This window comes from Pseudomonas sp. UBA2684 (assembly GCA_002354655.1).
Classification (GTDB): Bacteria; Pseudomonadota; Gammaproteobacteria; order Pseudomonadales; family Pseudomonadaceae; genus Aquipseudomonas.
In genome coordinates this window covers 1-13,099 of record DELY01000006.1, presented here as the reverse complement: position 1 = coordinate 13,099, position 13,099 = coordinate 1, and the positions used below count along the sequence as shown (strand labels likewise).

Annotated in this window: 13 protein-coding genes; 6 read left to right on the top strand and 7 right to left on the bottom strand. The window is 62.5% G+C overall.

What is annotated here, in order from left to right:
- Positions 1–13: 13 nt before the first annotated feature.
- Complete coding sequence (locus tag B3M58_RS02885; protein WP_296217050.1) at positions 14–1,495, top strand: AAA family ATPase; 1,482 nt, start codon at positions 14–16, stop codon at positions 1,493–1,495.
- Positions 1,496–1,510: 15 nt separating this feature from the next.
- Here the strand turns inward: B3M58_RS02885 and B3M58_RS02880 are convergent, their stop codons facing one another.
- The 5 genes from B3M58_RS02880 to hemJ all read right to left on the bottom strand — a co-directional run bounded on the left by B3M58_RS02880 (position 1,511) and on the right by hemJ (position 6,310).
- The gene (locus B3M58_RS02880) at positions 1,511–2,302 is read right to left on the bottom strand and encodes an SDR family NAD(P)-dependent oxidoreductase (protein ID WP_296217049.1); all 792 of its coding nucleotides are present in this window, start codon (positions 2,300–2,302) and stop codon (positions 1,511–1,513) included.
- Positions 2,303–2,392: 90 nt separating this feature from the next.
- Positions 2,393–3,394, bottom strand: a complete 1,002-nt coding sequence (locus B3M58_RS02875; RefSeq protein WP_296217048.1) for a DUF805 domain-containing protein — start codon at positions 3,392–3,394, stop codon at positions 2,393–2,395.
- 231 nt (positions 3,395–3,625) lie between these two features.
- Entirely contained in the window at positions 3,626–4,891 is a 1,266-nt protein-coding gene (locus B3M58_RS02870; protein ID WP_296217047.1) for an alanine racemase, read from the bottom strand.
- The gene (locus B3M58_RS02865) at positions 4,888–5,850 is read right to left on the bottom strand and encodes an NAD(P)H-dependent flavin oxidoreductase (protein ID WP_296217046.1); all 963 of its coding nucleotides are present in this window, start codon (positions 5,848–5,850) and stop codon (positions 4,888–4,890) included. Before B3M58_RS02865 ends, B3M58_RS02870 begins: the two co-directional genes overlap by 4 nt.
- Positions 5,851–5,881: 31 nt before the next feature.
- Positions 5,882–6,310, bottom strand: coding sequence for a protoporphyrinogen oxidase HemJ (gene hemJ, locus B3M58_RS02860; RefSeq protein ID WP_296217045.1), 429 nt, complete (start codon positions 6,308–6,310; stop codon positions 5,882–5,884).
- A 133-nt stretch (positions 6,311–6,443) separates the two neighbouring features.
- Here hemJ and argC point away from each other — a divergent pair, with 133 nt between their 5' ends.
- The 4 genes from argC (at position 6,444) to erpA (ending at position 9,057) form a co-directional block, all read left to right on the top strand.
- Entirely contained in the window at positions 6,444–7,478 is a 1,035-nt protein-coding gene (argC, locus tag B3M58_RS02855; RefSeq protein WP_296217044.1) for an N-acetyl-gamma-glutamyl-phosphate reductase, read from the top strand.
- Complete coding sequence (locus B3M58_RS02850; protein WP_296217043.1) at positions 7,478–8,209, top strand: DUF6776 family protein; 732 nt, start codon at positions 7,478–7,480, stop codon at positions 8,207–8,209. Before argC ends, B3M58_RS02850 begins: the two co-directional genes overlap by 1 nt.
- Positions 8,210–8,218: 9 nt before the next feature.
- Positions 8,219–8,629 (top strand): bactofilin family protein, encoded by a 411-nt coding sequence (locus B3M58_RS02845; protein ID WP_296217042.1) that lies wholly within the window; start codon positions 8,219–8,221, stop codon positions 8,627–8,629.
- 77 nt (positions 8,630–8,706) lie between these two features.
- Entirely contained in the window at positions 8,707–9,057 is a 351-nt protein-coding gene (gene erpA, locus B3M58_RS02840; RefSeq protein ID WP_090448660.1) for an iron-sulfur cluster insertion protein ErpA, read from the top strand.
- A gap of 75 nt (positions 9,058–9,132) precedes the next feature.
- Here the strand turns inward: erpA and B3M58_RS02835 are convergent, their stop codons facing one another.
- Together B3M58_RS02835 and B3M58_RS02830 are read right to left on the bottom strand one after the other, a co-directional pair.
- Positions 9,133–10,224 (bottom strand): anhydro-N-acetylmuramic acid kinase, encoded by a 1,092-nt coding sequence (locus B3M58_RS02835; protein ID WP_296217041.1) that lies wholly within the window; start codon positions 10,222–10,224, stop codon positions 9,133–9,135.
- A gap of 5 nt (positions 10,225–10,229) precedes the next feature.
- Positions 10,230–11,669 (bottom strand): peptidoglycan DD-metalloendopeptidase family protein, encoded by a 1,440-nt coding sequence (locus tag B3M58_RS02830; protein WP_296217040.1) that lies wholly within the window; start codon positions 11,667–11,669, stop codon positions 10,230–10,232.
- Between the two features lie 215 nt (positions 11,670–11,884).
- On the opposite strand from B3M58_RS02830, the gene tyrS reads away from it, so the two are divergent.
- Complete coding sequence (tyrS, locus tag B3M58_RS02825) at positions 11,885–13,084, top strand: tyrosine--tRNA ligase (RefSeq protein WP_296217039.1); 1,200 nt, start codon at positions 11,885–11,887, stop codon at positions 13,082–13,084.
- Positions 13,085–13,099 lie beyond the last annotated feature (15 nt).

Genomic DNA, 13,099 nt, shown 5'->3' with positions numbered 1-13,099 from the left:
ACAAGGAGCGGGTGTGAAGAACGATATCCATGATCTGGGCCTGGTGCTCGACTCCAAGGTCAAGCTGATCCTGATCGAGTCTTGGGATGAACCTCGCGTGCTGGAAACCCTTACCGGGCTGGCGGTCAAGCGCGGCCTCGGTCTGCACACCTGGTCGGTGACCGAAGGCTTGCAGCGTCTGGGCTTTGGCGGCGAGTCGCTGGAGTCAGGCGCGAGCCAGGAACCGGAGGCCGCGTTGCGTCTGATCAAGGCCGATCCGCAGCCGAATCTGTATGTGCTGTGCGACCTGCATCCGTTCCTCGACGAGGCCCCCAAGCTGGTGCGCCTGCTCAAGGAAATCGCCATGCGCGATGCCACCCACGCCCCGACCCTGGTGCTGGTCTCGCATGCCTGCAAGCTGCCGGCGGAAGTGCAGCGTTTCGCCGCGCGCTTCAGCCTAGCGCTGCCCTCGGAAGACGAGCTGCTGGCGATCGTCCGCGAGGAAGCCAGCCGGTGGAGCGAGCGCAACCGTAACACCCGCGTGCGCACCGACAACCGCACCTTGCAGCAGGTAGTGAAAAACCTGCGCGGCATGAGCCATGCCGAGGCCCGAGCCCTGGCGCGCAACGTGATCTGCGACGACGGCGCGATCACCCAGGAGGATCTGCCGGAGCTGAACAAGACCAAGTTCCAGTTGCTCGACCTGGAAGGCGTGTTGAGTTTTGAGTACGACACCGCACGTTTCGCCGAGGTTGGCGGCTTGAGCAACCTGAAACGCTGGCTGGCCGAGCGTCAGGGGATTTTCCTCGACGGTAAAGGCGTCGACCTGCCCAAGGGGGTGCTGTTGGTTGGCGTGCAGGGCGGCGGCAAGAGTCTGGCCGCCAAGGCGGTGGCCGGGCTGTGGGGCTTGCCCTTGCTGCGTCTGGATTTCGCCTGTCTGTACAACAAGTTCTTCGGCGAGACCGAGCGCAACTTGCGCGAGGCATTGCGGCTCGCCGAGCAGATGGCGCCCTGCGTGCTGTGGATGGACGAGATCGAGAAAGGCCTGGCCAGCGGCGACCACGATGGCGGCGTCAGTCAGCGTGTGCTCGGCACTTTGCTGACCTGGATGGCCGAGCGCAAAGCCCCGGTGTTTATGGTCGCGACGGCCAACGCCATCGAACGTTTACCGCCGGAGCTGGTGCGCAAGGGGCGGTTCGATGAGCTGTTCTTCGTCGACTTGCCGGACCAGCCGGTGCGCGCGGAAATCTTCCGCATCCACCTGGGGCGGCGCGAGCTGGAACCGAGCGGGTTCGACCTGAATCTGCTGGCGGCGGCCAGCAGCGGGTTTTCCGGGGCGGAGATCGAGCAAGTGGTGGTCAGTGCGCTGTATGCCGCGCAGGCGCAGCAACGCAGCGTCGATCAAGCCTTGTTGCTGCACAGTATCCAGAGCACTGCGCCGCTGTCGGTGGTCATGGCCGAAGACCTGGATGCGCTGCGCACCTGGGCCGCCGGTCGCACGGTCAGCGCCAATTGAGTCTGCGCCCGGTGCTCAGGCCGCGCCGCTCAGGCGGCGATTGACGCGTGCCGCCAGTTTGCGCACCAGCCAACGCGGCGCCACTCGCGGGGCCATCGCCAGCAAGCGATTGCGCCAGCCGGGAATGATCATCGCGCGGTTTTTTGCCAACGCCTTGACCGCGATGAGCGCCACTTCTTCGGCGCTCATCATCCACTTGCCGCCTTGCAGTGGGCGGCTGTCCATCTGTGCACTACGGAAGAATGCACTGCGCGTCGGCCCAGGGCACAGCACCGACACCGAGACCCCGTATTCCTTGAGCTCTTCGCGCAGACCTTCGGAGAAATGCAGCACGTAAGCCTTGCTCGCGTAGTAATTGCTCATCCAGGGGCTCGGATGGAAGCCCGCCACCGACGCCACGTTGAGAATCTGGCCGCTGCCCTGGCCCGCCATGACGGTGCCGATGGCGTGACACAGCCGCGCGAGCGCGAGGATATTCACCTCGATCAGTTCTTGCTCGCGGCTCCAGTCCTGAGCGACGAACGCACCGCAGGTACCCAGGCCGGCGTTGTTCACCAGCAAGTCGATACGGCGTTCGCTCTGTTCCAATTCATGCAGCAGCCCCGAGAGTTGCAGCGGCTCGCTGAGGTCGCACACGCGAAACAGCACCTCCACGGAAAAGCGTTGGGTCAGTTCGCAGGCAATACTTTCCAAGGCGTCGCGCTGGCGTGCGACCAGAATCAAGTTGCGCCCGCGGCGCGCCAGGGCTTCGGCCAAGGCCAGGCCGATACCGCTGGAGGCGCCAGTGATCAGGGCATAACAGGGCATGGAGATTCTCCGTGAGGGGGCCGGCTTTGACCGCGCCGGTGGCGTTGGGTTGCCTGGGCCGCGGCAATACTGCCGCGGCCCAGCGCGCGATCAGCTGCTCGGCGGATTCAGTGCGCTCAGGTCGAGGCCGTTAAACAGCATGGCCAGCATGGCGAAGCCGCCGAGGAACATGGCCAGCACGCTGCCGATCAGCAGGGTCAGGAACAGCCCGGCCAGAACCTTGACCGCGAGGCTGTTGGCCGGCGGTGGCGGGCCGAAACGGTTGGCGCCGGCGCTGCCGGGAATCGCCAGCATCAGCAGCCAGAACACGCTGTTGACGATGGGCACGATATTCAGCAGAAGCAGCCAGCCGCTCCAGCCGATGTCATGCAGGCGTTGCACGCCGATCTGCACGCTGACCACCAGCATGCCGATCATCACGGCGATGCCGAGCAAGCCGCCGAGGATTTCGGAAATGCTCGCCGCGATGGCCACCACGGCCATGATCCCGGTCATGGCGAACACCAGTACCAGCGACCAGGCCAGGTAACGCAGCCGGCCGATGCGTCCATCGAGGGTGAAGACGTTGAGCTCGCCGAACGCTGGCAGGGTTTCCCCGACAGCCGCTTGGGGCGGGGCATAGGGCGTATTGGTTGGGTTGTTGACGAGTGTAGGCGAGGGGCCGGGCGCGGCCGCGGGGCTTTCCGCTGGCAACGCCTGACGGGCGATGAATTTTTCGATGACGATGCCGCAGGCCGAGCATTCCAGCGCTTTGTCCTGCTGCTGGCCGCATTTGGGACAGGTCATGCTGGCGCTTGCATCGCTCGTGCTGAGTGCGGGGCGGTGTTCATCGGTTTCCACCAGCGACAGGCTGGCGGCTAGATCCGGCTCTTTGCGCGCCTTCGCGCCGGCACGGTGCAGGGCTGCGAGGTACTGGTCGGCCTCGCTTTCGTGCAGGTCGCGCTTGATGGCGATGGTGCTGCCACTGAACAGGGTGTTGATCCGCGTACGGTCACTTTTGAACAGGCGGACGAGATTGTCTTTGGCGGTTTCCATGGCCACTTCTGGCATCAGTTCGCCATCGAAGACAATCTTGAAACGGGCTTGGGTCATGCGAGCTTCCTTGTCGGCGCCAGGGGAAATAGGCCACACAGATTAGCGGGCGTGTAGGCCGCTAAACAAGCAGCCTAGCAGGCCGTTGAAAAACTACCTACGGTGCCGATACGGCGTTAAAAACGGCCTCAAAGTGCGTATTTACACCCTATAAACTGCGCGTTCTCGGCCGTTCTTGCCTTGTCTAGGCGGCCTCGCCTGCCTGTCTCAACGGCCTGCTGGGGCGCAAATTTAAGCGCTGCCTTGCGGTGTCCAACTGCCGACGAAGCGCCCGTGGCGCAGCAAGCGCAGCTCGCCGAACGCGGCGAGTAAACCCTCCGCGCGCTGCGGGCGCAGGAACACCCAATCATCCACCGCCAAGGCGGTGCGGCGGGAGCCGATCAAGCGTTCCTGGTGGGCGCTGCGTCCGTAGAGTGGGTCATGGCTCAGCCCGGCAGGCGATATCGGTGCGGCCGGCCACGGCCCGCCATTGAGATAGAAGGCTTGCTGGCGATTGCGGTTCCAGCCTTGCAGCACGGCTTGGCCGTCGCCGAGGAAGGGCAGTGCGCCGCGCTGCGCTTTCAGTACTGGGCTGGCAATCCACAGGGCCGGCTGGTGCTCGGCGAGCAGCGACGTATCAAAGTCGCTGGGCTTGAGCAGCGCCGAGCCGAGCGCAACTTCGTTCAGCGGTGTGTCGCCGCGCGCATGCAAGGGGTAAGTCAGGCTGCCGCCTCCGTTGAGGGTGGGCCTGCGGGGCCAGAGCCCGGTGAAGCTCTGCGCTGTGTCGATAAAGGCGCGGTAGCGTGCCGTGCTGTCGGCCAAGGCTTGAGCCTGGCCGACCCAGAACGGCGTGCGGGCGACCTGCGCGTCATAGCCCATCAGGCCGCGCAGGGTCAGCGGCGCTGGGTTGTCGCGCAGCCAACTGAGCGCTGCACCCAACTGCGCTGGGCTGGCAAAACCGCCACGGGCCAGGCCAATGTCGATCTCCAGGGCAATTTGCAGCGGCTGGCCGAGCGCGCGGGCCAGCTCCGCATAGGCCGCCAGGCGCTGCGGGCTGTCGATCAGCCAGGTCAGTTGGCGTGCCGGAGCGAATGCGCTGGGGTGCGGCAACTGCTGATAAAAGGCCAGCGCGGCGGCACTGGGTAAGGGCTGGCCGAGCAGCAGATCGGCCTGCGGGAACGCCCGCGCCACTTCATTCGCTTGCGCCTGGTGGAACACCATAAAGCGCTGGGTGGCGAGTTTCTCCGCCAGGTAGCCGAGCAAGCCATTGGCAGCCAGGGATTTGCCCACCAGGCGCACAGGCAGCTTGCCGCCCAGGCGGCGATTGAGCAGGGCGGCGTTATGGTCGAGGCGGTCGAGGTCAACCACCAGCAGCGGCGCGCCACCACCTTCGCGTTGCAAGCGTTGGTTGAGCGCGGCGAAATAGGGGGTGTGCGGCTGGCCCTGGTCGCTGGGGCGCAGGGTCCAGCCGCCGAGCAGCCCGATGGCGCCGAGGCCAAGCAGGCGGCGACGTTTCATCGTACCCAGCGTCGTTGCAGCTGTTGTGTTTGCAGGTGGGCGGCGCGGTATTCACGGTCCAGCCGCGCGATCAATTCCTCGACCGCCGGCAGGTCGGCAATCGCGCCGACGCCCTGGCCCGCCGACCACACGGTTTTCCAAGCCTTGGCTTCGTCGCTGATCGGCTTGAGCTTCTCGCCGTAATTGACCTCGCCCTTGTTCTGCAACTGCTTCAGGTCATAACCCGCCTGCTCCAGGCTCTGGCGCATGAAGCTGGCCGGCACGCCGGACACCGCTGGGGTGTGGACGATGTCGGCGGCTTTGGCCTCGACGATCATCTGCTTGTACGCCTGCGGGGCGTCGTTCTGCTGGGTGGCGATAAAGCGGGTGCCGAGGTAGGCCAGGTCGGCGCCGAGCAATTGCGCGGCGAGAATCTCATGGCCGTGGTTGAGGCAGCCGGCGAGCAGCAGGGTTTTGTCGAAGAACTGACGGATCTCGGCAACCAACGCGAACGGGCTCCAGGTGCCGGCATGGCCACCGGCGCCGGCCGCGACGGCGATCAAGCCATCGACGCCGGCTTCGGCGGCTTTCTCGGCATGCCGGCGGGTGGTCACGTCATGGAACACCAGGCCGCCATAGCTGTGCACGGCATCGACCACCTCCTTGGCGGCGCCCAGACTGGTGATGACGATCGGTACGCGGTGCTCGACGCAGAGTGCCAAGTCCGCCTGCAACCGGGGGTTGCTGCCATGCACGATCAGGTTGACCGCATAGGGCGCGGCTTGCTCATCCAGGCCCGCCTCGATCTCTTCCAGCCAGGCTTTGAAGCCGCTGCTGTCGCGCTGGTTCAGCGCCGGAAAACTGCCGACGATGCCGCTGCGGCAACAGGCGAGCACAAGCTGCGGGTTGGATACCAGAAACATCGGCGCGGCGACGACCGGCAGACGCAAGCGTTGTTCGAGCAGGGCAGGCAAGGACATGGCGACACCTTCTAGCGATTGGGCGAATGGATCAGAACGGGCGGACGATCACCAGGATGACCACGCCGATCAAGAGCAATACCGGCGCTTCATTGAACCAGCGGTAGAACACGTGGCCGCGTTGGTTCTCGCCACGGGCAAAGCGCTTGAGCTGCGCGCCGCAGACGTGGTGGTAAGCGATCAGCAGTACGACCAGCGCGAGCTTGGCGTGCATCCAGCCCTGGCTGAAGTAGTAGCTCGGGTTGAGGCTGAGCAAGCCGATGCCGAGGCCGACGGTGGCGAGCATCGACGGCAGCATAATGCCGCGGTACAGCTTGCGCTCCATCACGCAGAAGCGCTCGTGGCTGGCTTCGTCTGTGCTCATGGCGTGGTAGACGAACAGGCGTGGCAAATAGAACAACCCGGCGAACCAGCAGACCATGGCAATAATGTGCAGGGCTTTGAGCCACAGGTAGAGCATGCTTCGACCTCAGAGCAATAAAGTGCCTCGATAGTAGTGATCGCTGCCCCGTCCGTCATCACCGCGGTTGGCCGCTGGCCGATGCGGCCTTATCATCGGCAGCTTTCCAATGGCTTTTTGCAAGGGGCAAGTGATGGTCAAGGTCGGAATCGTCGGCGGCACGGGTTACACCGGTGTCGAGCTGTTGCGTCTGCTGGCGCAGCATCCGCAGGCACAGGTAACGGTCATCACCTCGCGCTCCGAGTCCGGTCTGCGCGTCGACGAGATGTACCCCAACCTGCGCGGCCACTATCCCGATCTGGCTTTCAGCGTGCCGGATGTCGCCACGCTGGGCGCGTGCGACGTGGTGTTTTTCGCCACGCCGCACGGGGTGGCCCATGCATTGGCGGGCGAATTGCTGGCTGCCGGCACCAAGGTCATCGACCTGTCTGCGGATTTCCGTCTGCAGGATGCCGAAGAGTGGGGCAAATGGTACGGCCAGCCGCACGGCGCACCGGACCTGCTGTCCGAGGCGGTATACGGTTTGCCCGAGGTCAACCGTGAGGCGATCAAGCAGGCGCGTCTGATCGCCGTGCCGGGTTGCTACCCGACTGCCGCGCAGCTGGGCTTTATCCCGCTGCTCGAAGCCGGGCTGGCCGATACCACACGCTTGATCGCCGACTGCAAATCCGGGGTCAGCGGCGCCGGGCGTGGCGCCAGTGTCGGTTCGTTGTTCAGCGAAGCCGGCGAAAGCATGAAAGCCTACGGCGTCAAAGGCCATCGCCATCTCCCAGAAATTCGCCAAGGTCTGCAGCGCGCGGCCGGTCACGCGGTGGGGCTGACTTTCGTGCCGCACCTGACGCCGATGATTCGCGGTATCCACGCGACCCTGTATGCCAGCGTGGTGGATCACTCGATCGATCTGCAGGCGCTGTTCGAACAGCGTTATGCAGGCGAGCCTTTCGTCGATGTGATGCCGGCCGGTAGCCACCCGGAAACCCGCAGCGTGCGCGGTGCCAACGTCTGCCGCCTGGCCGTACACCGGCCGCAGGGTGGCGACCTGGTGGTGGTGCTGTCGGTGATCGATAACCTGGTTAAAGGCGCATCGGGTCAGGCCGTGCAGAACATGAATATCCTCTTCGGCCTCGACGAGCGCCTCGGTCTGTCGCACGCGGCCATGCTGCCCTGATGGCCGGCTGGGAGGTCCGCCCGAGCGATCCGCGTCGCGCTGGTCGAGTGCGCCTAGCGCTGTTGCTGTTGCTCGCCGCGGTTCCTCTCGCCTTCTATGCCGGTACCTGGTGGCAGGCGCGCAGCACACAGGCGCTGATGGCCGAGCAGCAACCCATGCAGGCCCAGTTGCTCAAGCAAGAGCAGGAGCTGGATCAGCTACGACAACGCTTGGCGGTGGTCGGCAGTGGCGAGAAAGTCGCGCAGCAGGCTAACGAGCAGAGCCGGCTGACCATCAAGTTGCTCGAAGAGCAGATATTCAAACAGCAGCAGGATTTGGCCTTCTACAAGGGCGTGCTGGCACCTGCCAGCCGTCGCGAAGGTCTGCGCATTCGTACCTTTGAGCTACAAGCCACGGACACGCCAGGGCGTTTTCGCTACAAATTGCTGCTCAGCCGGGTGGGCAAGGACGATAAGCCGCTGGTGGGTCAGCTACAGGTGACGGTGGAAGGGCGGCAGGGCGACAAAGAGCTCAGTTTGCCGCTGGCAGCCTTGACCGAGGGCTTGCCGGAGCCGTTGAGCGCGCCGGTCATTCCTTTCGCCTTCAAACATTTTCAGGCGATCCCCGAAGCCGGCCGTTTTGGCGAGCTGAAATTGCCTGAAGGCTTTGTGCCGCGTCAGGTCAGGGTGCGTGCCGAAATCGACGGCGAGAAGCCGTTGGAGCGTACATTCAAATGGATCGACGAAGAGTGACAGTGCCTTATGTGGAATAAAGACAAAAGCAAAGCCGACTTGCAGCGTTTCAGCGGCAAGACCAGCCTGATTGCGGCCGGTGCCGAGCTGAGTGGCGATCTGCGCTTCCAGGGGGCGGTGCAGGTTGATGGTCGGGTCAGCGGCAACCTGCTGACCAGCGATGGTATGGTGCGCGTCAGCGTCGAGGGGCAGGTTGAAGGTGAGATCCGCGCCCCCCATATCGTGATCGACGGCGAAGTCATCGGCGATGTCTATGCCGGAGAGCACCTGGAGTTGGGAAGCCGCGCGCGAGTGCGGGGCAATCTCTATTACGGCTTGATGGAAATGGCCATGGGCGCGCAGATCGAAGGGCGTCTGTGCCATATGAAAGACTCGGCGCGTCCGCTGGAGCTGCCAGAGCATCTGGAAGTTGCACAATAGTTGACCGCTTTTCTCGGGTAAGCGGATAATGCAGGGCCCCAACGCAGTATGGCGCGTAGCGCCGGGAGATAGTCAGCATGAGCGTCGAAACCTTCACCCCCACAGCTTTGCAATTCACGCAGGGCGCGGCGAGCAAGGTGAAGAGCCTGGTCGATGAGGAAGGCAATCCGCGTCTGAAGTTGCGCGTGTTCGTCACGGGCGGCGGTTGCTCGGGATTCCAGTATGGCTTCACCTTCGATGAAGAGGTTGCCGATGACGACACCATCGTCGAGCGCGAGGGCGTCAGCCTGGTCGTCGATCCGATGAGTTTTCAGTACCTGGCCGGTGCCGAAGTGGATTACCAGGAGGGGCTGGAAGGTTCGCGTTTCGTGATCAAGAACCCGAACGCCACCACCACCTGCGGTTGCGGCTCGTCGTTCTCGATCTAGCCATCAGCGTTTTGCAGATAACGACGCCGTGCCCAGTGCACGGCGTTGTCGTTTATGTGCCCTGCGAAAACCGCGTCAAGCCGGATAGATCGCGCCGAGCACGCGTAGGCCACGGGCGCCGGTCACGCTGGGCCGGTTTGCCGGAATACCTTCCAGGCAGCAGTGTGCCAACCAGGCAAAGGCCATGGCTTCGACCCAGTCTGCCGGAACGCCATAGGCTGCGGTGCTGTTGACCGTGCAGGCGGGCAGCAAGGCCGCCAAACGCGCCATCAAGGCCAGGTTGTGCGCACCGCCGCCACAGACCAGCAATTCGTCAGTCTGTGGTTGCGCGTGGTTAAGGGCGGCGACGATGCTCGCTGCGCTCAGTTCCAGCAGCGTGGCTTGGACGTCCGCCGCGGCGTAGCCGGGCTGCCTGCTCAGATGTTGGTCGAGCCAGACCAGGTTGAACAGCTCGCGGCCGGTGCTCTTGGGGCCCAGGGTCTGGAAGAACGGGTCGCTCAGCAGCGCGTGCAGCAGCTGTGGCTGCAGCTGTCCGCTGGCCGCCCAGGCGCCGTCGCGGTCGTAGCGTTCGCCACGCTGGCGCTGAATCCAGGCATCCATCAATACATTGCCTGGGCCACAGTCGAAGCCGCGTGCCGGTCGATCGTGCTGCAACAGGCTGAGATTGCTGAAACCGCCAACATTCAGCACGGCCAACTGGCCGCGTCGCTTGCCGAATAAGGCCTCATGGAATGCCGGTACCAGTGGTGCACCTTGACCGCCGGCGGCCACATCGCGGCGCCGGAAGTCGCTGATCACGCTGATGCCGGTCAGTTCTGCAAGCAGTGCGGGGTTGCCTATCTGTACCGTGAAGCCGCGAGCGGGTTCATGGCGTACGGTTTGACCGTGGCTGCCAATGGCGCGAACGCTGGCCGGGCTGAGGTTGTGCTGCTGTAAGAGGTTCGCAATGCCTTGTGCGGCCAGTTCCACCCAGTGCTGTTCGGCCAGGGCTGCGCGCGCGAGTTCGTCAGGGCCTGATGCGCACAAGGCCAGTAGCTCGGCGCGCAGTTCATCAGGCATGGGCAGGTAATGAGTGGCGAGCAGTGTAGTCTTGCTGGTCTGCTCGATCAGGGCGATGTCCAGACCATCCAGGCTGGTGCCGGACATCACGCCAAGGTAGTGCGGCATGTAATTCAGCGCTTATTGAGGGCGAGCAGGGTGGATTTTTCCTGATCCATGCGGGCCATAAGTGGTTTGCTCAGTTGCATGAAGCGCGCTTTCTCATTGCCGGCAATCGGGTCGGCCATGGGCAGCTTTTGGCTCAGTGGATCGACATGCGTGCCGTTGACCTGGAATTCGTAGTGCAGGTGCGGCCCGGTGGACAGGCCGGTGGTGCCGATGTAGCCGATGATCTGCCCTTGCTTGACGTTGCCGCCCGTGCGGATGCCTTTGGCGAAACCCTGCATGTGGGCATACAACGTGCGGTAACGGCTGCCGTGCTGCAGAACGACGGTGTTGCCGTAACCACCTTTACGTCCCGCGAGGGCGATTTTGCCATCGCCGGCAGCCTTGATCGGCGTGCCGCGTGGCGCGGCATAATCGACGCCTTTGTGCGCGCGGATCTTGTTCAGGATCGGGTGGCGGCGACCATTGGAGAAGCGCGAGCTGATGCGCGCGAAGTCCACCGGCGTGCGGATAAAGGCCTTGCGCGTGCTAGTGCCGTCGGCACTGTAATAACTGGTATTGCCTTGCTTGTCGGTGTAACGCACGGCAGTAAACGTTTTGCCGCGGTTGGTGAAGCGTGCCGAGAGAATGTTGCCGGTGCCGACTTGTTTGCCGTTGACCACTTTCTCTTCGTAGACCATTTCGAATTCGTCGCCATCACGAATGTCCATGGCGAAGTCGATGTCGTAGCCGAATACGTTGGCCAGATCCATGGTCAAGCCATGCGACATGCCCGCGCGTTTGGCCGAAAGAAACAGTGAGCTATTGATTACGCCATGGGCATAGGCCGTCTGTACGTCTGGCTTTATCAGCTCGCGTTTGAAGGTGAAGCCTTTATCGCTTTTAGCCAGGCTGATGCTTTCCAGATCGCTCAGCTTGCTGCGCAGGCTTTCCAGCTGGCCATCCGCGCTCAGTTGGAACTCCAGTGCCTGACCGACCTTGAGGCGGCTCAGCTGCTTGGCTTCTTTGCTGCTATTGAGTACCGCGTGCAGGGTCGTTGCGGAAAGCCCGACCTGGGCAAATACCGTGGAAAGGGTGTCGCCGTTCGTGACGGTTACGACTTTATGAGCGGGATCGGCTGGGAGGGCCGCGGTAGCGCTGAGGTCGGCGCTTTGCTCTTGTCTATCGGTGTCTGGTTTGGCGTTGCTCGGGTTACCTGGGGCGCCTTCGATCTTGGCGAATGGCGAGTTGTTTTGCTCCAGGCTAGGTGTATCGGCTCGTAGATCGTCCTTCTCCTGCACAACCAGCTCCGAGCCATTGTCGAGCTCGAGGCTGAGGTAGGTTTTCTTGGCTTCGACTTCGCGGGAGGGGAACACCAGTAGGGCCAGGCTGAGCAGGGCGGCAACGCCGCTGGCAGCGAGGATATGGCTTTTCGGGTACAGGGGCGGCGCTTTAGTTGTAGAGGTCATAGGCTGCTTTTGACTTTGAATAAGGTGAAAAGAAAAAATATGAAGAAAATGATGAATATGCAGTAACTGTATAAAATATAACCAAATCGTCTTTGAGGCAACCCTGAGGGCATTAGACCTGCGCAGGGTGTGCTGTCATTGGGCAAAACTTGTTATTTGTCAGCGATCTTGTATGGTTGGTTCCCTTTCGTTTTTGAGTGGTTATGAGTCCTGTCATGAAGTCGGTCGAAGAGCAGCTGGCGCTGATCAAGCGTGGCGCTGAAGAGGTATTGGTTGAGTCCGAGCTGGTTGAAAAGCTCAAGCGTGGTGAGCCGCTGCGCATTAAGGCTGGGTTCGACCCTACGGCGCCGGATCTGCACCTCGGGCATACCGTGCTTATTAATAAGCTGCGTCAGTTCCAGGAGCTGGGCCATCAGGTGATTTTCCTGATTGGCGATTTCACCGGCATGATCGGCGACCCCAGTGGCAAGAGTGCGACGCGCCCGCCATTGACTCGTGAGCAGGTTCTGGAGAATGCCGAGACCTACAAGGCGCAGGTGTTCAAGATTCTCGATCCGGCGAAAACCGAGGTGGCGTTCAACTCCACCTGGATGGACAAGATGGGGCCGGCGGATTTTATCCGGCTGACCTCGCAGTACACCGTTGCGCGCATGCTCGAGCGAGATGACTTCAATAATCGCTACTCGACCAACCAGCCGATCGCCATTCATGAATTTCTCTACCCGTTGGTGCAGGGCTATGACTCGGTGGCGCTGCGCGCGGATGTCGAGTTGGGTGGCACCGATCAGAAATTCAATCTGTTGATGGGGCGCGAGCTTCAGCGCTCCTATGGTCAGGCCTCGCAGTGCATCGTCACCATGCCGCTTCTCGAAGGCCTGGATGGTGTGAAAAAGATGTCCAAGTCGCTGGGTAACTATGTTGGTATCCAGGAGGCGCCGGGTGTGATGTACGGCAAGTTGGTCTCCATTCCGGATGCATTGATGTGGCGTTACTTCGAGCTGCTGAGCTTCCGTTCGATGGCGGAAGTCGAGCAGTTCAAGATTGATGTGCAGCAAGGTGCCAACCCGCGCGATATCAAGATCAAGCTGGCTGAAGAAATCGTGGCCCGGTTCCACGGTGACGATGCGGCAGCCGCAGCCCATCGCTCTGCCGGTAATCGCATGAAGGAAGGCGAGCTTCCTGACGATCTGCCGGAGATCGAGTTGTCGTCTGCCGAAGACATGCCTATTGCTGCGCTGCTCAACAAGGCAGGTCTAGTGAAGAATGCCGCTATGGCGCGTGATCTGCTGGGTTCTGGCGGTGTGCGGGTGGACGGTGAAGTGGTTGATCGCTCCTTCCTATATAAGGTGGGGGCGACGCATGTTTGTCAGGCCGGTAAAAAGGCTTTCGCGCGAATCAGCTTAATTGCTGAATAAAGCCTTGACGTGTTG

Coding starts and splice junctions, on each gene's coding strand:
- B3M58_RS02880 (WP_296217049.1), bottom strand. CDS start 2,302: ATGCCCTGTTATGCCCTGATCACTGGCGCCTCCAGCGGTATCGGCCTG.
- B3M58_RS02875 (WP_296217048.1), bottom strand. CDS start 3,394: ATGACCCAAGCCCGTTTCAAGATTGTCTTCGATGGCGAACTGATGCCA.
- B3M58_RS02870 (WP_296217047.1), bottom strand. CDS start 4,891: ATGAAACGTCGCCGCCTGCTTGGCCTCGGCGCCATCGGGCTGCTCGGC.
- B3M58_RS02865 (WP_296217046.1), bottom strand. CDS start 5,850: ATGTCCTTGCCTGCCCTGCTCGAACAACGCTTGCGTCTGCCGGTCGTC.
- hemJ (WP_296217045.1), bottom strand. CDS start 6,310: ATGCTCTACCTGTGGCTCAAAGCCCTGCACATTATTGCCATGGTCTGC.
- argC (WP_296217044.1), top strand. CDS start 6,444: ATGGTCAAGGTCGGAATCGTCGGCGGCACGGGTTACACCGGTGTCGAG.
- B3M58_RS02850 (WP_296217043.1), top strand. CDS start 7,478: ATGGCCGGCTGGGAGGTCCGCCCGAGCGATCCGCGTCGCGCTGGTCGA.
- B3M58_RS02845 (WP_296217042.1), top strand. CDS start 8,219: ATGTGGAATAAAGACAAAAGCAAAGCCGACTTGCAGCGTTTCAGCGGC.
- erpA (WP_090448660.1), top strand. CDS start 8,707: ATGAGCGTCGAAACCTTCACCCCCACAGCTTTGCAATTCACGCAGGGC.
- B3M58_RS02835 (WP_296217041.1), bottom strand. CDS start 10,224: ATGCCGCACTACCTTGGCGTGATGTCCGGCACCAGCCTGGATGGTCTG.
- B3M58_RS02830 (WP_296217040.1), bottom strand. CDS start 11,669: ATGACCTCTACAACTAAAGCGCCGCCCCTGTACCCGAAAAGCCATATC.
- tyrS (WP_296217039.1), top strand. CDS start 11,885: ATGAAGTCGGTCGAAGAGCAGCTGGCGCTGATCAAGCGTGGCGCTGAA.